At 36.1% G+C, this 17,624-nt stretch carries 19 protein-coding genes; 6 read left to right on the top strand and 13 right to left on the bottom strand.

The window, feature by feature from the left end:
• Positions 1-30: 30 nt before the first annotated feature.
• The 3 genes from FLP_RS00990 to FLP_RS00980 all read right to left on the bottom strand — a co-directional run bounded on the left by FLP_RS00990 (position 31) and on the right by FLP_RS00980 (position 2,202).
• Positions 31-1,077 carry a saccharopine dehydrogenase family protein gene (locus FLP_RS00990; RefSeq protein ID WP_065447632.1) on the bottom strand — a complete coding sequence of 349 codons (1,047 nt, stop codon included), beginning with the start codon at positions 1,075-1,077 and terminating at the stop codon, positions 31-33.
• A 34-nt stretch (positions 1,078-1,111) separates the two neighbouring features.
• Positions 1,112-1,441, bottom strand: a complete 330-nt coding sequence (locus FLP_RS00985; protein WP_065447631.1) for a MazG-like protein — start codon at positions 1,439-1,441, stop codon at positions 1,112-1,114.
• 185 nt (positions 1,442-1,626) lie between these two features.
• Positions 1,627-2,202 carry a TetR/AcrR family transcriptional regulator gene (locus FLP_RS00980; RefSeq protein ID WP_065447630.1) on the bottom strand — a complete coding sequence of 192 codons (576 nt, stop codon included), beginning with the start codon at positions 2,200-2,202 and terminating at the stop codon, positions 1,627-1,629.
• Between the two features lie 178 nt (positions 2,203-2,380).
• Between FLP_RS00980 and FLP_RS00975 the strand changes: the two genes are divergently transcribed.
• The gene (locus FLP_RS00975) at positions 2,381-3,187 is read left to right on the top strand and encodes an SDR family oxidoreductase (protein ID WP_065447629.1); all 807 of its coding nucleotides are present in this window, start codon (positions 2,381-2,383) and stop codon (positions 3,185-3,187) included.
• Between the two features lie 219 nt (positions 3,188-3,406).
• Complete coding sequence (locus FLP_RS00970; protein WP_065447628.1) at positions 3,407-4,324, top strand: helix-turn-helix domain-containing protein; 918 nt, start codon at positions 3,407-3,409, stop codon at positions 4,322-4,324.
• A gap of 172 nt (positions 4,325-4,496) precedes the next feature.
• Here the strand turns inward: FLP_RS00970 and FLP_RS25225 are convergent, their stop codons facing one another.
• Complete coding sequence (locus FLP_RS25225) at positions 4,497-4,775, bottom strand: hypothetical protein (protein ID WP_123921632.1); 279 nt, start codon at positions 4,773-4,775, stop codon at positions 4,497-4,499.
• A 587-nt stretch (positions 4,776-5,362) separates the two neighbouring features.
• On the opposite strand from FLP_RS25225, the gene FLP_RS00960 reads away from it, so the two are divergent.
• Positions 5,363-5,632 carry a DUF305 domain-containing protein gene (locus tag FLP_RS00960; protein ID WP_083195766.1) on the top strand — a complete coding sequence of 90 codons (270 nt, stop codon included), beginning with the start codon at positions 5,363-5,365 and terminating at the stop codon, positions 5,630-5,632.
• A 79-nt stretch (positions 5,633-5,711) separates the two neighbouring features.
• Here the strand turns inward: FLP_RS00960 and FLP_RS00955 are convergent, their stop codons facing one another.
• The 9 genes from FLP_RS00955 to FLP_RS25705 form a co-directional block, all read right to left on the bottom strand.
• Positions 5,712-6,650 (bottom strand): DUF5996 family protein, encoded by a 939-nt coding sequence (locus FLP_RS00955; protein WP_065447625.1) that lies wholly within the window; start codon positions 6,648-6,650, stop codon positions 5,712-5,714.
• 34 nt (positions 6,651-6,684) lie between these two features.
• Positions 6,685-7,596 (bottom strand): alpha/beta hydrolase, encoded by a 912-nt coding sequence (locus FLP_RS00950; protein ID WP_065447624.1) that lies wholly within the window; start codon positions 7,594-7,596, stop codon positions 6,685-6,687.
• Positions 7,597-7,683: 87 nt separating this feature from the next.
• The gene (locus FLP_RS00945; RefSeq protein ID WP_065447623.1) at positions 7,684-8,691 is read right to left on the bottom strand and encodes a bestrophin family protein; all 1,008 of its coding nucleotides are present in this window, start codon (positions 8,689-8,691) and stop codon (positions 7,684-7,686) included.
• A gap of 39 nt (positions 8,692-8,730) precedes the next feature.
• Positions 8,731-9,174 carry a carboxymuconolactone decarboxylase family protein gene (locus tag FLP_RS00940; RefSeq protein ID WP_065447622.1) on the bottom strand — a complete coding sequence of 148 codons (444 nt, stop codon included), beginning with the start codon at positions 9,172-9,174 and terminating at the stop codon, positions 8,731-8,733.
• An 81-nt stretch (positions 9,175-9,255) separates the two neighbouring features.
• Entirely contained in the window at positions 9,256-9,612 is a 357-nt protein-coding gene (locus FLP_RS00935) for a YciI family protein (RefSeq protein WP_065447621.1), read from the bottom strand.
• 42 nt (positions 9,613-9,654) lie between these two features.
• Positions 9,655-9,846 carry a hypothetical protein gene (locus FLP_RS00930; RefSeq protein WP_065447620.1) on the bottom strand — a complete coding sequence of 64 codons (192 nt, stop codon included), beginning with the start codon at positions 9,844-9,846 and terminating at the stop codon, positions 9,655-9,657.
• A gap of 48 nt (positions 9,847-9,894) precedes the next feature.
• Positions 9,895-10,770 (bottom strand): pirin family protein, encoded by an 876-nt coding sequence (locus FLP_RS00925; protein WP_083195765.1) that lies wholly within the window; start codon positions 10,768-10,770, stop codon positions 9,895-9,897.
• A 208-nt stretch (positions 10,771-10,978) separates the two neighbouring features.
• Positions 10,979-11,734 carry an SDR family oxidoreductase gene (locus FLP_RS00920; protein ID WP_065447619.1) on the bottom strand — a complete coding sequence of 252 codons (756 nt, stop codon included), beginning with the start codon at positions 11,732-11,734 and terminating at the stop codon, positions 10,979-10,981.
• 259 nt (positions 11,735-11,993) lie between these two features.
• Entirely contained in the window at positions 11,994-14,630 is a 2,637-nt protein-coding gene (locus FLP_RS25705) for a sigma-54-dependent Fis family transcriptional regulator (protein WP_243397546.1), read from the bottom strand.
• Between the two features lie 194 nt (positions 14,631-14,824).
• Here FLP_RS25705 and FLP_RS00910 point away from each other — a divergent pair, with 194 nt between their 5' ends.
• The 3 genes from FLP_RS00910 to FLP_RS00900 all read left to right on the top strand — a co-directional run bounded on the left by FLP_RS00910 (position 14,825) and on the right by FLP_RS00900 (position 17,475).
• Entirely contained in the window at positions 14,825-15,820 is a 996-nt protein-coding gene (locus tag FLP_RS00910; RefSeq protein WP_065447618.1) for an SDR family NAD(P)-dependent oxidoreductase, read from the top strand.
• A 30-nt stretch (positions 15,821-15,850) separates the two neighbouring features.
• Positions 15,851-16,669: a helix-turn-helix domain-containing protein gene (locus FLP_RS00905; protein ID WP_065447617.1), complete on the top strand. Its 819-nt coding sequence runs from the start codon at positions 15,851-15,853 to the stop codon at positions 16,667-16,669.
• A 392-nt stretch (positions 16,670-17,061) separates the two neighbouring features.
• Positions 17,062-17,475 carry a hypothetical protein gene (locus FLP_RS00900; RefSeq protein ID WP_065447616.1) on the top strand — a complete coding sequence of 138 codons (414 nt, stop codon included), beginning with the start codon at positions 17,062-17,064 and terminating at the stop codon, positions 17,473-17,475.
• Positions 17,476-17,624: the final 149 nt, after the last annotated feature.

Here is a 17,624-nt window from a genome sequence, read left to right as displayed (position 1 = left end):
AATGAATTATTAATAATTACTAACTTCTATTTAGATAAGCTGGGCCGTGTCAAGAATTGAAGAACAGTTATTCACCATATCGGTAATAATTACGTTAGGCAGCGCATTTAGCAGCTTTTCCCCGTATACCGAACCTGGAGACTGAAACCCGGTCTTGGTGAATCCATCAAGTGTTCGGACGGCTACTTCAACAGCAGAAAAAACAGTTGGCGCATAACCCGCCTGCATTTCTATCTTTGAAATTGCAATACTGCCATCTGCATCAAGTACCTCCACTACGATAATACTTTTTTCTTCATATTGAGTCTTATGTAATTCTGCATCCTCTATCTTAAGCGCCTCACTGCTTGGAAGATCTTTCGGAAGAGCCATTTGAAAATATTCTTCTATATTTTTGATTCCTGTAGATTTATAAGATAATACAGTTCCACCCAGAGGCGTCAGCATGCAGTCTTCGGGTCCATTCCCGAAATCAAAGGATGCAGATTCTGCCTGAGTTAATTTAATAAGATTCCCATCTTTTCTCACTAATAGACCTGCATTGACAATATTTGCGCTGCTTGCTATAGATCCGGGTGTAAAACCACCTGAGTATTTGAAAGCCGCACGCAGCCTTACCGGATTATTAACCAGACTAGCGGCATGTACAGCCAGTGGATCGTAGCTAACAAATAGGCCCGCACCAGAAATAATCATTATTCCGGCTTCTTTTGCAGCTTGGTCCTTACTTTCTGCGAGTCTATAAATATCAATCTCTGCAGAAATATCAATATAATGGACTTTATTCTCAATACAGGCATTCATTGCCTGTTCTGCAGTTGCACTAAACGGACCTGCAACATTCAGCAGTGAAGCTTTCCCAGATAAACTGCTTTCCCAGCCTTTTTGGTCATCTACTGAAAAAACATGATACCCCACATTTAGCTCTTTAGCCAATTCTATCAGTTCTTTTTCGTCCCTGCCGGCAATTTCAAATTGCAATCCTCTTTTAACGGCTTCCTGTGTAATTAATCTGCCGGTATAACCTGCTGCTCCATAAATTAATAATCTTGAAACTTCTTTTTTTATCTTTGTCATCTTTATTTTTATTTAAATTAATTAGTTGTGTTTTTTACGCGCCAAGTAGACCTTCGGTTTTTGTTAGAAATTTTTCGACAGCTTGTTCAATATCAATGTCCATGCGCTCAGCCAGGATTACTAACCACCACATACATTCTCCAAGCTTATGCTCTAATTCCGGTATGGTGGCATCTCCTGCCGGCCAGCGCTGCTGCTGAGACATAGTGAGTCTTCCAACTAACCCCGCATCTGTAAGAAATGCCAGTGCATCCTCTTCTACACTCCATTTGCTTCCATGATGCAGGTCTTCAAGCTTATGATATAGTTTCCTGATATTTTGTGACCTTTTTATAGTTTCCTGAAAATTTAATTTTTTGTTCATCTTATTTTTGTTTTATTGAATATTAATTAATGAATATATTAAGACTGTCATTCCATATAGTAATCAAAATTCTGAATTGATTGTTTCAAAATAAAGGCTGGCTTTTTTGCCTTAAATGATTATCTTTAAAGTACTATTTATGTTTTTAATTCTAAAGTGATTGTTTTAAAATTAAAGAAAAAAAATTATTTTAATAGCTGGACAATTAAAAAATTTGCCATTTTTTTAATTCTAACTGGGTCCTGATGAAGTATGTAGGATTCGTGCCATCCGGTAAATGCATTAATGAGAAAGTCTGTCATGGTCTCAGCTTCCGTATCTGCACTTATTTCATTTTTATCAATTGCCTCTTGTACGAGCTCCAATAAAAAACGATGGGCAAAATCATCACCATCCTTAAGTATGGCTTTCACTTCAGCATCTGTTGACGCTAATTCAAAAGTTGTTTGTATCGCCAGACAGCTGTTATTACTTGCAATAGTGTCAACTGTATCATTAATAAAGTTGATAATCGTTTGCAACGGAGACTTATTTTTCTTGGCATTCGATAGTGTTTTCTCTTTGCTGCTTTGCACATAGCTTCCAATACATCTAACAAAAAGCTCACGCTTATCACCAATAGTATTGTATAGACTGCTGCTATTAATCTGCATAGCATCCGTTAAATCACGCATCGATGCTCCAAGATATCCTTTCTTCCAAAAAACTTCCATTGCTCTCTTGATCGCTATCTCTTCACTAAATTCAACATTTCTCGCCATGGCCTTTTCAAATTATTTTGCAAATGTAAATTAAATTCTGAAACGATTGTTTTAAATTAACATTTTATTTTATTTTTTGTAATTCCGGCTACAAGATCACCCATAATGGATACATGCACCATAAGGTATCGTCGGATATTTGCAGTGTATAATAATTCAATTTAAAAGCAAATTTATCATGAAAACAATTTTTATTACCGGAGCATCAGGAGGACTGGGCAAAGCTGCTGCAAAATTATTTCAATCCAATGGCTGGAAAGTCATCGCTACAATGCGAAATCCTGAAAAAGAAACCGAACTAAACACACTTGAGAATGTAACACTATTGGCTCTAGACCTTACGCAACCTTCGCAGGTGCAAAAAACAATAAAAGCAGCCATTGAACTAGGAGACATCGATGTAGTGCTAAATAATGCCGGCTATGGATTAACCGGACCATTTGAAGCATACTCTGCAGAACAAATAGACACACAAATAGATACCAACCTTACTGGTGTTCTTCGTGTAGCACATCCTTTTGTTACCTATTTCAGGGAAAGCAAGAAGCAGGGACTATTTATAACTGTTACCTCAGCAGTTGCCATTGCTGCCAGCCCTTTTGCATCTGTATACACTGCAACAAAATATGCACTTGAAGGATGGTCAGAGTCGATGAACTACGACCTTAACTCTTTTGGAATAAAATTTAAAACTGTAGCTCCGGGAGGCATAAAGACAAATTTTGGAAGTACTGCACTGGTATTAGAACAGCATTCCGCCTATGATGCTTTGTGGAATAAAATGATGGAAGGTTTTCAGGACGGCAGCCTGATTCATTTCTCTGAGCCTGAAGAAATCGCTTCAGTCATATACGAGGCAGCAACTGATGAAAAAGATCAACAGAAATATGCTGCCGGAAAAGATGCAATTGCCTTGTCAGAAAAGCGTGAAAAGATCGGTTTTGAAGCGCATCGAAAAGAAATTACTCAAATCTATAAAATATAAAAAAACCAAGCACCCATGAACCACTTATGGGTGCTGATAAAAAATCACCGATGATTATCACAACTGTTTAGTACATTTAGGATATAGCTCACTTTACAATAGAATATGACAGAGAAAATATTTATGAGCAAAATTAGTTTGCCTAACCAATGATTAGCAAATTATTTAATTTAATAACTTTACACGTACACCTGATCGAATTTATACTTCACTACTACAATGAAAAAAGAGAACCATAAGCCTCATCATTTCCAAAGCATATCGTTAATGCTTAATGCTTTAGGCCTTCCTAAACCATTGCATCCTATGGTGGCACTCGTTGATTACAAAGATATCAAGATTGATACTGCTGAAATTGGCAAAGGTTACATGCTTAATTTTTATAAAATATCATTTAAAAAACATTTTTCCGGCAAATTAAGATATGGACAGGGCCATTACGATTTTGAGGAGGGTGGCCTTTCCTTCACTTCACCAAACCAATTAATAGCTGCAGCTGACGAAGAAAAAGATTATAGCGGCTATACGTTACTTTTTCATCCTGATTTTATAAGGAACTATCCACTGGGGAATACTATTATAAAATATGGTTTTTTCTCCTATTCCGTCGCAGAAGCTCTTTACTTATCTGATAAAGAAAAGAAAGTTATTTTTTCAATATTTGATGCTATTGCTATTGAGCTAGATACCAATATTGATCACTTCAGCCAAGATGTCTTAGTAACACACATTGAGCAATTACTTAACTACAGTAACCGTTTTTATAACAGGCAGTTTATCACCAGAAAGATAGTATACAATGACCTGATTGTGCAGTTGGAGAACTATTTATCATCCATTTTTGATCATAATGCAGATTTTAAAGATGGAATACCAGATGTACAGCAGGTTGCAAATCATTTAAAAGTCTCGCCAAGATATCTTTCTGACATGCTTAAATCCTTAACTGGACAAACAACACAGCAGCACATTCATAATAAAATAATTGAAAGGGCAAAGAACCAATTGAGTTCAACAAATCTGACCATTGCAGAAATTGCATACAGCCTTGGTTTTGAACACCCTCAATCCTTTAATAAACTTTTCAAAAATAAGCTGAAGCTATCACCGCTTGATTACCGTAGATCATTTAATTAACATTTTTAATATGTTATATAAGTTCGAGTATATTTAAAAAAAATCTAACATTCTCGCAACTAAAATTTTTTATTAAAATAAAAATATAATCATTTAAATTTTAGACTACTTTTTTATTTTTACAGCCAGTTATGAGAGTTGAATTTTAAGTGTACCTATGGGTGTACCAAATTTAAAATAATGCTAAAAATACCAGTAAATACTGGGTCAATATAAGGCAAGCGGGACCTCTTTCTCCGACTAAATTTTTTGAATAAAAATTACATTTTTCAATAGCTAAGCCAATACGAGATTTATAGTAATTATTAGTTAAATCGGCATCAATCCCCAACAGGACATCCAAACCACACACTACATGTAGTAAGCCAATCTCTTCAAATCGTTCATAAAATTTATAGAAATTTGTGGTTTTCCTGTCACAAACAAGCCAAATGACACCAATTGAAGACAATTGGAGCCATTTTTTTATAATCTCACTTATTTTTATTAGTCTAAAGAGCCGGGCTCCTCAGCAGCCCTAGCCCCGATAGCAGTGGAAATCCTTTTGTGCCGGGGTTCGGCGCAAAAGATTGCTTCGCCAGTTCGCTAGCGCTCGGGTGAAACGTATAGCGGGAAAAAGCTCCAAAAAAAATATTAAACCTAAAAAAATATACCGCCCAACCTGCCCCCGGGCACCCCTTTAAAAAAACAACAGCAATAATCTAATTAAAAAGATAAAACAAAAAATTACCATACAACCAAAAATTACCACAAGGACCACCGTAATTCCCAAAACCAAATCAAAGGCCCAAAAAGCACTGCCAAAAACAGCAAGCCCCTATGACCCGCAGAACCCTTATAAGGAACCCCAAAGCGGCCCCAAAGACATAAGGGTGAAGGACATAGCAAAGGACCTTATAGAGAATGACCCACGGGAGGGGTCCCAAACGGATATGGATACCCAAGAGAACAATGAGGCTGAAAATGATTCCTTTGAGACCATAGCGCCCGGCAAGGAGAATCCAGTAAGGAAGGAATTCGAAATTGGACAGCTGGGCAATGAACAGCTTCGAGAAGATAGGCAAAGCGATGATGGACAATATGATGTCAATGATGGAAATGCCTGAAACAACCGGCTCAACAGACAAGGATTTTGCCAATATGATGATAAAACACCATACCGATGGGATCCCGTTGGGAGAAACCATTCTAAAATATACAGAAAATCAAACATTCAAGTCGATGCCCGAGAAAATAAATACAGATCAAAAAAAAGAACTGCTAGATTTTTTTTGGGGATTTGGCAGGCATAGTCTTTTTGAAATCTGATTTGATTATAATGCAAGATTGAGGATTCAAAAATTATATTTTAATTTACAAAAAAGAGCTTCTTGGAAGCTCTTTTGAATTATATTATGATAGAAATTTCATTCTTAAAATTTCTGTTTTCTTCCCATAAATCAGATTTCCAATTGGCTAGTATTGCGCCAATAGCGTAAGTACTTCTTAAAAATTCCAGTAACTTTTCTTCAGGATTATCAGAACTTTGAACTGCAGAATACGGTAAAATAAATTGTCCTAAAGCTTCATTATAAAATGCTTCAGCAGGCATTACTTTTCCTTGTTTATAATTCTTTGGTTCAGGATATAGATAACAATAAAAAGCAGCTTCAGGATATGCTTCGTTGCCAGTTATAAAGCCAAAGTCACTTACTTCATGGCTGAAGGTATCCTGCAATACCCAGTCTGGCATTCCTGGCATTTTGCCCGGATGTTTTGGAGCTTTTTCCCCTGAGAAAAATGCCAGGGAAAGATCAAAACCTCCCCAAAAAAAATGTATTGGACTGCTTTTACCAATAAAATCCCTTCTAAAGATCATAAATACATCCTGAATACCACACAAAGCTTTATGGAAGTTCACTGCCTGTCCAACTTCATAAGTTTTATGAACCGTATCAAGCTCAAAAGCAATTGGGTTTTCAATTTCAGAAGGTGTAGTCAGGATCTCGATTTTTATTTCAAGCTCATTGAGCTTTTCAAAAATAAGCTTATAAAAATCGCCTACATTTAAATTATGCAAATAAAAATCCTGAATTTCTCCCAAACTGGTTACAATGCGCAATTGATGCGAAACAAGATCAAGATCAATCTGAAAATCTTTATTGCTATAAGGAATGTTTTGTGTAGTTAATCCCAGTGGAGTAATATGAAGCGTACAATTCCAGGAATGATTTGCCCATGGTAGTATTGCCAGTTTAATTTTTCCTAAAATCTGTGTCCACAATTGAAGGGTTTCATACGTGGGTTTTCCTTTTTCATAGGAAAGTATAGGCCATGAATTTTTCATTAGTATATTTTTTAAATATTAAAATTTTATCTCTTTATGCTATTGCTTTCTGATTTTCAGAAAGCGTAATTATTGCTTTGGTCAGTAAACCTTCTGATGCAAACTCTTTTAGAATACTAAAATGATTTTTGGGTAACACAAGTGCAGTTCCATTATTTCCTTTATTTAGCCAGGCTTGCAGATAATTGGATGACTGTCTTTTAAAAGCTTCCGTTTCCTGATCTCCCCAAGCGACAATTAGCGGAATTTTACTCGGGACAATTAATCTAATAGGACTCGAAGAAAGAATTTGATCTGCTGTAATGCGAATTGCAGGCTGAACAAAAGTGTGAGAAACAGGTTCTAAATCAAAAAGACCGCTGACCACCAATATCCCTTTAATCGTATTTTCGCGCAATCCATAATCTGACCAGTTTGTAATGGCCGACATGGCAGCAAGATGTCCTCCGGCAGAATGCCCTGCGACAAAGATTTGCTTTGGATCTCCATTAAATTGCAAAATATTCTGGCTTGTCCATGCGATAGAAGATCGTATCTGCCTTACCATTTCCGGAATAGTTACTTTTGGCGCAAGATCATAATTGACAATTACCACTGTAAAATTAGCTTTAGCTATCCCCATAGCTACAAAATCGTAATCATCTCCAAGTCCGATTTTCCAATAACCTCCATGGATAAAAATTAAAACAGGCGCTCCGGTATCTTTGGCTGGATAAACCGTCAGTCTTTCCATTAATGTTGGTCCATAAGCTATTACGAATCTGTCTTTTAAAACCCTACGCGCTTGCTGACTGTCAGTAACATACTTCTTGATATAGTCGGGGAAATTAGAAACTGCTTTTTCAACATCATATTCTGCATCAAGATCTTGCTGCGTTAAAAATTGGCCATAAAAATTGCTGGCAGGAAATTGAATTTCCTGCAAAGGGTCGTTGTGCTTTTCCATGATTTAGATAGTTTATAACATTATTGCTGTTTGTAAAGCAATAATAACAGCATTGATTTTATGCTGAAGATTGGTAAATAAAATTCTTTATAAAATAATATTATGCTGTGGCTGAGGAGTTTCAGGCAAATTAATTTCTCCCAAAATTTCCCTAAGGTCAATTTCTGCTACTTTGCATATTTTAGAAATCGGAACATCATTGGCATTTCCTTCAAAAGGGTTTTCTGTACTCTCACCCACTTGTCCTAAAGATGTATACATCCAGGAAATAATAACACTAAACGGAATGACAAGCCAAACCATATTTCCGCGCATTATTCCGCCAATACTTTCATTGAGTTTATCAAATTCCTTTAATAATCCGAATGGAAGCAAAAAACAAAACAAGCGAACCAGCAACGTATTAATAATGGCATATTGTCTGGGATAAGGAGAATCTTTTAGTTGCTCGCTTCTGCCCTGTTGTGTGTAAAAATCTTTTATTGTCCTTTGAAAATCAACAAACTGAAGCACTACAATTTCCTGGTTATTATATAACTCTTTCAATGTTTTACTTTGCAACGCCATAATTTGAGTCGCTTTATTTTTTGTTTTTACAATGTATTGCAATTCATCTTCAGAAAGAAATTTAGACAACTCTTCCTGAAGACTAATTTCATTTTCGGGGATTACATAATATTGTTGGTATTCTGTATTGTGTTTTCTTCGGGTTGTTTCCCACACGCGAAACGAGCGCATTTCATAACGCAAAGCGGTGAGCCAGGCAATATGTCTGTAAACAAGTAATTTTGCTTTCTCAGAATCATTCAAAAAGTCCCTGCTCATAATTCCCCAAGATCGGCTTGTGCTTAAAATTGAAGTCCATGTCTGATGCGCTTCGAGGGTTCGGTTGTAGGTTTGCGTATTTTTAAAACCAACAATAAATGCCGTCGCAGTTCCTAGTAACGCTACAACTGTCCAGGAAATACCAAGCCATTTTAGTTCTAGAATTTGATATAAAACGGTTGGAATTAAGCTCATTATAATTAACAGGTAAATGCTTTTTCTTGTCCAGACAATAAATTCTAATAGTTTGTATGATTTTCCTGTGTACATTTTTTAATATTAAATTGAATAATAAAATAGGATTTACTATTAGAATTTGGGCTGCATCTTAAAACCAACTCCAATTCGGTTCCAGGTATTGATCACGGTTGCGGCCATGATTATTTTTACGGTATCATTATCTCCAAATAAAGCTATACATTTTGAGTACAATTCCTCTGAAAGCCCCTTTTCATGTATCAATGTAATAGCTTCCGTAACTTGTAAAATAAGCTGTTCTTTTTCTGAGAAATGATTTTCAGCTTCTCTCCAAACTCCTACCAAAGTAATTTTTCTGGCATCGATTCCTAATTCAAGGGCATCGTACGTATGTTTATCCAGGCAAAATGCACAGCCGTTTAAATGGGAAGCGCTAATTTTAATCAGCTCCTGATACCATTTATCCAGACCAGATTCTTTAATTGCTCTATCTAATTCGGTTAATACCTTAAAACCTTCAGGAAATGTTTTTCCTATAATTAATCTTGAACTCATGATTTTTTGATTTAATGGTTGTATTTAATTGATAAAAAATAAGCATGCCTTACTTTTCCAGACATGCCTATTTAATTTTGTCTATGCCACCGGAATTGACATACGAACCTCTACAATAGCTCCGTACTGAATAATTGGACAGGCTTCTGCGATTTTTACCGCTTCGTCATAGTCATTGGATCTAATCAGGAATAAACCTCCAATTGATTCTTTTCCGTGACCATAAGGCCCTTCGGTAATATGATTTCCCATTTTGGTATGTTTAATCACTCTTCCGTCTAAATCCCAACGTTTTGGCGGCGCAACTAATTTATCCTGAGCTGCAATTCCTGCAATCCAATCCTGATAAGGTTTGATGGCTTCTTTCATTTGCTGCGGAGTTGGTACTGGTTTTTCGCTTGTTAGATCTCTGTGGATCACTACTAAAAATTCTTGCATAATAATTGTATTTAAGATTTATAAATAATTGTTTGTTTATTTTTAAAATATAGAAGCGTAATCGTCCTCTTCGCGATCCTCAAAAGGTTGCTCTTTCATATGGAGCGTTTCATCCAGTAATTCGCTTCCGTCGTCTAAATCATGGTGATGTAAATCAAATTCACTTTCTGATTTACTGCTGTAACCGGCTTGTTTTGACAAACCCAGTAATTGCAAAATATTAACAAGTCTCATAATCCACTTATTTTAATATTAATAATTTTTTTATTTTCTGAAGTCTGTTTAGGCAATTGGCTGAATCACTTTTCTGGATTCGCCTTCAATAAACCCCATTTTGCCGTTTTTATAATTTTCAAGGGCATTTGATAGTGCTTCTTGGGAATCCATAACCATTGCTCCTTTTGAGAATAAGGTTTCATTTAAAGGCTTTGCGGAAATCAGGATAAATTGACAATTGGTTATGGCGATAAATTTTAAAGACTCATCATAATCAGAATGCGCTGCTGAGATTACCATACCTTCTTCAAGTTCGGTGGTGGCCTGATTGGTTATAAAGTCAAAATAACCTTCAATAACAATTATGGTTCCTGACCACTGCGCAGGAAGAACGTGAGAAAACTCTTTTCCTGCTTCTAAAAAAACATGCAGCATGGTAAGTTCCTCAGGAGTCTCAATTTTATTAATTACATCTCCGCTTTTACCACAAACGACTCTTACACGAACGCCCTCTTCTATTATTTCAGGTATTTGAGACTGGTCTATAAAAACACTTTTAGGGGCTTGCTGTTTTTTTGCTGCCGGAATATTGACGAACAATTGTAAGCCTTCAACAGTAGCGCCGTCAGGAACAGGAAATTCAGAATGCACTACACCTTTTCCGGCGTAGGTCCAAAGTAAACTGCCCGGAGTTATGACAACATTATTACCAAGAGAATCGATACTGTGATACGGCGCAGAATTTTCAAAAACGTAGCTTATAGCCGACATTCCTGCGTGTGGATGTGGTCCGAAAATATCATGTTTCAATTCAAAATGATCAAAACCTATGATGGGATCCATCAGTCCGTCAAAGTCTTTTGATCTTGCTTTTCTGGCAAAAAATTGCTCATCTCCCTGTACTTCGAGGGTGATTACTGTTGATAAAACTAACTTGTTCATAATATTTGATTTAAGAGGTTAAAATTGCACCGCTGCCCATTGAGTTGTCGTGTTGCTGATCAGATTTTCGCAAATAATTACGCTGACGTAGGGATTTTAATATGCACGAACGGGTGGAAAGTGCATGCCCATTACAACCGCCTCGACAAACTGCCTACCCGTCATCTTCGTTTCAACGGGCATCGAAGCCATTTATAATTTAATTTGATTATGCTCTTTGTGGACGGTTAGGAAACCACTGTTCAAAAGTGATGCTGCCCAATTGCGCTGTAGATGCCGGAACTAGCGTAAGTTCTTCAAGAGGTGCTCCAAAATATAAAGCTTTCTCATCTGAAATGACCTGAAGAGGATCACTGGTTTTTGTTAAATAAGTCTGTAAAAGTTCTGAAAGTTTAAAACGTTCCGGGCCTCCAATTTCAACAATTCCGTTGGATGGATTTCCAAGTGCAAGATCAACTACCATTGAAGCAACATCTTCTGAAGCGATTGGCTGAATTTTTGCCGGAGAAATAGTAACACTTCCGCCTTCATGTGCAGAGGCAACAATTCCGCCAAGAAATTCCATAAATTGTGTAGAGTGAATAATAGTAAAAGGAACTCCTGCTTTTTTGATTAAATTTTCCTGAGCTTGTTTTGCTCTAAAATAACCGCTTTGCTGCAAACGATCTGTTCCTACTACCGAAAGTGCAATATGATGTTTGACGCCTGCATTAATTTCTGCTGCCAAAAGATTTCTGCCCGAAGTTTCAAAAAATTCCAAAACTTCTTTATCTGCAAATGATGGAGAATTTGCCAGATCAATTACGATATCTGTATTAGTGACTGCTTCTGCAAGTCCTTCACCTGTAATGGTGTTAATACCTGTAGAAGGTGCTGCTGATATTACGTTGTGTCCCTGATCACGTAATTTGTTTACTACTTTTGATCCAATTAATCCTGTTCCGCCAATTACTAAAATTTTCATGATGTCTGTTTTAAATTGTTATAAATGATTTTCATTTTCATTTAGTAATAGCCAATTTACGTGCCATTCAGTTAAGACATTATAAATCAATAACTTATACATGTATTCAGATTTAAAACTTCCCTTTACAAAGGGAAATCATTTTAACTTTCACTGTATATAGTGAAAAATTAAATTTGATATCATATAAGTTTTGTACTTAAAATAATAATGCCCATTACTTAGTTGTAATGGGCATTATTTTAGGATGGTTAGGTATTTAAAAGTATTCTGATTTGGTAATGAGAAGTTTTTTCATTTTCGAATGAAGTGTATTTCCCGGGATGTTCAAAACTTCAGCAGCACCTCCGGCTCCTGAAATTTTGCCGTTGCATCTTTTTAGTGCATTAATAATAAACAAACGCTCCATTTCTTCTAATGATTTATTGAAGATATTTTCTTCGGCATCATTTTTATCTGTTTTTTTAGGAAGATATACTTCGCGCAAAACAGAATCTGTAGTCATAAGAACGCTTCTCTCTATAAGATGTTCCAGTTCCCGCACATTTCCAGGCCATAAATAACTATGCAATTGCTGCATTGCTTTTGGCGCAATACAGTTTATATTTTTGCCATTATATTTATTGTATTTGGCTACAAAAAAATTAGCGAGTGCTTCTACATCTTCCATCCTTTCGCGAAGTGAGGGTAGATAAATAGGAAAAACATTTAATCTGTAAAACAGATCCGAACGGAAACGCCCACCTTCAGCTTCTTCTTCGAGGTTACGATTGGTTGCCGCTATAATTCTGACATCGACTTTTATGGTATCCTTTCCTCCTACACGTTCTAATTCGCGTTCCTGAATGACACGCAGTAATTTTACCTGAGCTTCCAATGGCATTTCTCCAATTTCATCTAAAAATAAAGTACTGTTATTGGCCAGTTCAAACTTACCTAATCTTCTTTCTGTTGCTCCGGTGAAAGCTCCCTTTTCATGTCCGAATAATTCGCTCTCAATTAAATTTGCCGGCATTGCAGCACAGTTCACTTTAATCATCAATTTATCCTTTCTTTGGGATGCATTATGAATGGCCCGGGCAATTAATTCTTTTCCGGTTCCTGTCTCTCCAAGAATTAAAACCGTCGAATTAGATTCAGCTACCAGAGACATTAAGTGATATACCTTCTGCATTTGTTTACCGCTTCCTATAATCTCGCTAAAATTATATATGTTTTTGATTTGTTCTTTCAAATAAACATTTTCATGTTCCAGCTGTTGTTTGTACAACAGAAGTTTTTCATTAGCCTGAATATTAGCAATTGCAACTGAAATTTGGGAACAAATTCCTTTTAATACCGAAGGGTCCAGTTTATCTGCCAAAAGCCACATGGTCGCAACATTTGAATTTCCAACTTTGAGTAATGCTCCATAAGCATTTTCAAAACCAACTTTCTTCCAGAGTTGTGCAAAACCTGAATTAGTTAGCCGTAATTCCTCTTCAACATTAAAAACAACCGGACTGCCACTTTTTATTACCTGAGCTGTATAAGGCTCATGTATATCGAGTTTTATTGCCGTCATTTTATCAAAATCTATTTCTGCTTTTTCAAAAAGTGTTTTGTCAAACATATAAGGGCTCAAACCTATTCCGTCATTATCAAAAACATTCAACATAGCCAATTTAGTACTCAAAAGGTCTCGCAGTACATTTATTATCGCAAGCTGTAAATCTTCTTTGGTTCGAACTCCTGCAATTTCGTTACTAAAATGCAGTAAAACGGATTGCTCGTTATTTTTGTTTTCTAATAATTCATTGGCTATAATATTTGACATGGCAGTAGAAATTTGCGAACAAATTCCCTGTAATAACGAAATATTAATTTCTTCGATAGCAAGCCACAACATGCCTAATATACTGTCTCCATTTCGAAGCGCAATCCCTACCATTCTTTTAAACCCCAAATTTTTCCAAAAGAAAAGATATGGCGCTGTTATGCCACGATCTATTTCGATATCTACATTAAATAATAACGGGATATAACTATCAAGAACTCTGTTTTGTAAACCATCATCGATAGGAAATTTTTGTTCGAGCAATTCTTGTAAAAAAGGATCTTCATTTGTGGTAATACTTTCATCGTATATGTAAGTACTCAACGAATTTCCGTCATCATTTAATTTTCGAATCACATAACCACGCAACGGATTGATTCCTTTTAATGCCCTCCGAACTGCAAGCGACAGATCTTGTTTGTTTCTAACTTCTGAAATATCATTACTAAAATCAAGCAGGAATGATTTTTCCTGCTCTTTTTTCTGCAGTTCTTCATTTTTAATAATATTAGAAACAGCAATGGAAAGCTGTGGCGCAATACCTTTAATAATATTTCGAAACTCTGTAGTAAAACTATCAGTTCTATTTGAATAAACATGAATAAAACCAAGTGGCTTATCTTCAATCCATAGAGTTGCCATTAAAATTTCCCTAATACCGCCTTCATAACTCACCTGTAAAAAGGAAGGACTTTTAGGATTATCTTTAACTTCTTCAAGTAAAAAAGAAATGGGATTTTCAGCATCAAGAACTGCTTTTATAAAAGGTTCATTAAGCGTAAAATGCTTTTTTTGCAATTTGGCATATGCCTCTTTTTCCAATATCTCATCAGCAGCAGTATCTAATAAAAACCCTTTGTAGGTTTTATCTCTATCATCAATCAATGTCAATACTGTATGAGTAAAGTAATAAAGACTTTTTATTCGTTTAGACAATAAAAAAATCAAATCTTTTTTTTCTCTGACTCTTGTAATGTCTTTCCCTAATTCTAATAAGATGGCTCCTTCATTGTGGAAAAGCTCATTTTGAGAAGTCTCTGCACCAGTACTTATATCTTGGGTTGATTTTGCTTTTTTCATTGTCTATAAACATCATAAAACTGATACAAAATCAGTTTGAAATAGTTAATGCTATAAATGTAGTAATATTAAACACATTGACCAGCACTTTTTTAATTCGGACTTTTAAACAAAGAATAATAAGACGTTTAAACAAAGTCACTGCTTCCTGTATCATCTAATTTTGTCCTGCTAAACAATTAAAATTTTAAAAAATGGAACAGAATAATTTTCAAGGGAAATTGCAGAAAGCTAAAGCTTCCGGATTTGATGCTAAATCTACCTCAAAAGAAGTTATAAACGGAATTGATCTTACAGGAAAAATTGCCATTGTAACGGGCGGAAATACAGGCATCGGCCTGGAAACCGTTAAAACACTTGCAGCAGCAGGCGCAATGGTTATTGTGCCAGCCAGAGATGTAGAGAAAGCGAAAAGAAATCTCGACGGAATTGCCAATGTAATAATAGAAAAAATGGATTTAATGAATCCCGATTCTATTGATGCTTTTGCTGAAAAGTTTTTGCTTTCAGGAAGACCGCTTCATTTACTCATTAACAATGCAGGTATCATGTGGGTGCCGCTGCGCAGGGATAAAAGGGGCTATGAATCGCAGTTGGCAACCAATTATCTGGCGCTGTTTCAGCTCACGGCAAGATTATGGCCTGCCCTAAAAAAAGCAAATGGCGCAAGAGTGGTAAATGTTTCTTCGGGAGGGCATCAATTTTCTGATTTTGATTTTAAGGATCCTAATTTTCTAAATAGAGAGTATGAAACTTTACAGGGATACGGACAGTCAAAAACTGCGGTTAATCTTTTCTCACTGGAATTGGACACACGAGCGAAAGCCTCTAATGTGCGAAGCTATTCATTATGCCCGGGCGCTGTCGCAGAAACTGAATTAGCGCGAGAAGCACCAATTGACTTGTTCCAAAAACTAGGTTACAGTGATGCTGAAGGAAACATATTGCCTGAAGTTGCAGCCTCATTAAAAACAATTCCACAAGGCGCAGCCACAACAATTTGGGCTGCCACAAGCGAACTGCTCAAGGATATTGGCGGAGTTTATTGTGAAAATGCAGATATAGCTTCTTTAAATTCAAATGAAAAAATTATTGGAGGTATTAAACCATATTCATTAGATGAAAAAAATGCAAAACGTTTATGGAAATTAAGCGAGGAGATGACCGGAATAAATTTCGATCTAAGTTAATATTTGTATCTTTATAGCACACAAGCAATTATGGATTATCAGGTAAATTACATAAACCCGGACATCAAACTTTCCAATTACAGTGGTAAGTTATTTAAAACGGAAGCCGCTTTTAATGATCATCTGCTTGTGTGGTTAATTTCTGGTGAAACCAAAATTATCCAGGCAGATGAAAGTTTTGTATTTGGCCCGGGCAGTACTTTTTTAATTCCCAGAAATCAATTGGCGACAATCATTAATATTACAAAAGATGGATTGCCCCACAAAGCAGTTGCGATGCATTTAACGGCTAAAAGGCTTCGTGAATTTTATGATCACCAAAATGCAAAACTAAAAACTGCCTTACCAAAAATTTTCAGTTTTCATAGACATCCATTATTGGAAAGCTGCTTAGCTTCGCTGATTCCGTATTTTGAAATGCAGGACAATTTTCCGGAAAATATCGCTTCGTTGAAAATTACAGAAGCCATTTCAATACTTCGAACTATTGACCAGGATATTGACGCTATACTGGCAAACTTTGACGAACCTGAAAAGATTGATTTAATTGCTTTTATGGAGAAGAACTTTATGTTTAATATGCCTTTGGAAAAGTTTGGCTATTTAACAGGCCGAAGTCTGACCACTTTTAAACGGGATTTTCATAAGGCTTTCAATAGTACACCACAACGATGGCTAACCAAAAAAAGATTGGAATTTGCACATTATAAGCTTACAGAAAAAAACAAAAATCCTGTTGAAATTTATTATGAGACAGGATTTGAAAATTTGTCTCATTTTTCCTTTGCGTTCAAAAAACAGTTTGGTTACTCCCCAACTGAATTGCAAAAAATAAATAAAAACTATTAAAGTGTTACCTATTAATCTCCTCTTTAAAAACGAGTGTATTGCCTTCAAATTTTCCATAATAAGTTATGGAAGTTTTTTACATCAAATAAATTATTCCGTAACTTTCCATCAATCCCCAACAAGACATCCAAAATAAATTCATAAAGCCAAAAAAAGACACACGCTACACGTAGTATGACAATCTTGTCAAATCGTCCATAAATTTTATAGAATTTTGTCCTGTTCCTCTCACAAACAAGCCAAATGGCGTCAATTGAAGACAATTGGAGCCATTTTTTTTATAATCTCGCTTATTTTATTAGTCTAAAGAGCCGGGCTCTCCAGCAGCCCTAGCCCCGATAAAAGTGAAAATCCTTTTGTGCCGGTCCCGAGGCTTCGGGAGGCACAAAAGATTGCAACGGATAGCGGGAAAAAGCTCCAAAAAAATATTAAAACAAAAAAAAAAAAACAACAGCAATATTCTAAATAAAAAAATAAAACAAAAAATTACCATACAACCAGAAATTACCACAAGGACCACCGTAATTCCCAAAACCCGATCAAAGACCCAAAAACCAAAGCCAAAAATACCCAGCCCCTATGACCCGCAGAACCCTTATAAGGAACCCCAAAGCGGTCCCAAAGACATAACGGGCAAGGACATAGAAAAGGACCTTACAGGGAATGCCCCTTCAAAGGAGTCTCAAACCGATATGGATACCCAAAAGAGCAATGAGGCTCAAAATGATTCCTTTGAGACCAAAGCGCCCCAAAAGGATAATCCAGTAAAGAAGGAATTCGAAATCGGGCAGCTTGGCCATAAGTAGCTTCAGGAAGATGAACGTGCAAGGGATCACACCGGTGGTGGTGCAAATAATTAACCTACCCAGAGAAAATTTTAATGCATCTGGATTTGATGCTATAAAAAAATCGTTACCACTAATGTTTTTTTATAGCATCATCGGGAGTGAATATT

Source organism: Flavobacterium piscis (assembly GCF_001686925.1).
GTDB classification, from domain to species: Bacteria; Bacteroidota; Bacteroidia; order Flavobacteriales; family Flavobacteriaceae; genus Flavobacterium; species Flavobacterium piscis.
Note: the sequence above shows the minus strand (reverse complement) of the source record. Positions and strands in the feature narration are given on the sequence as shown.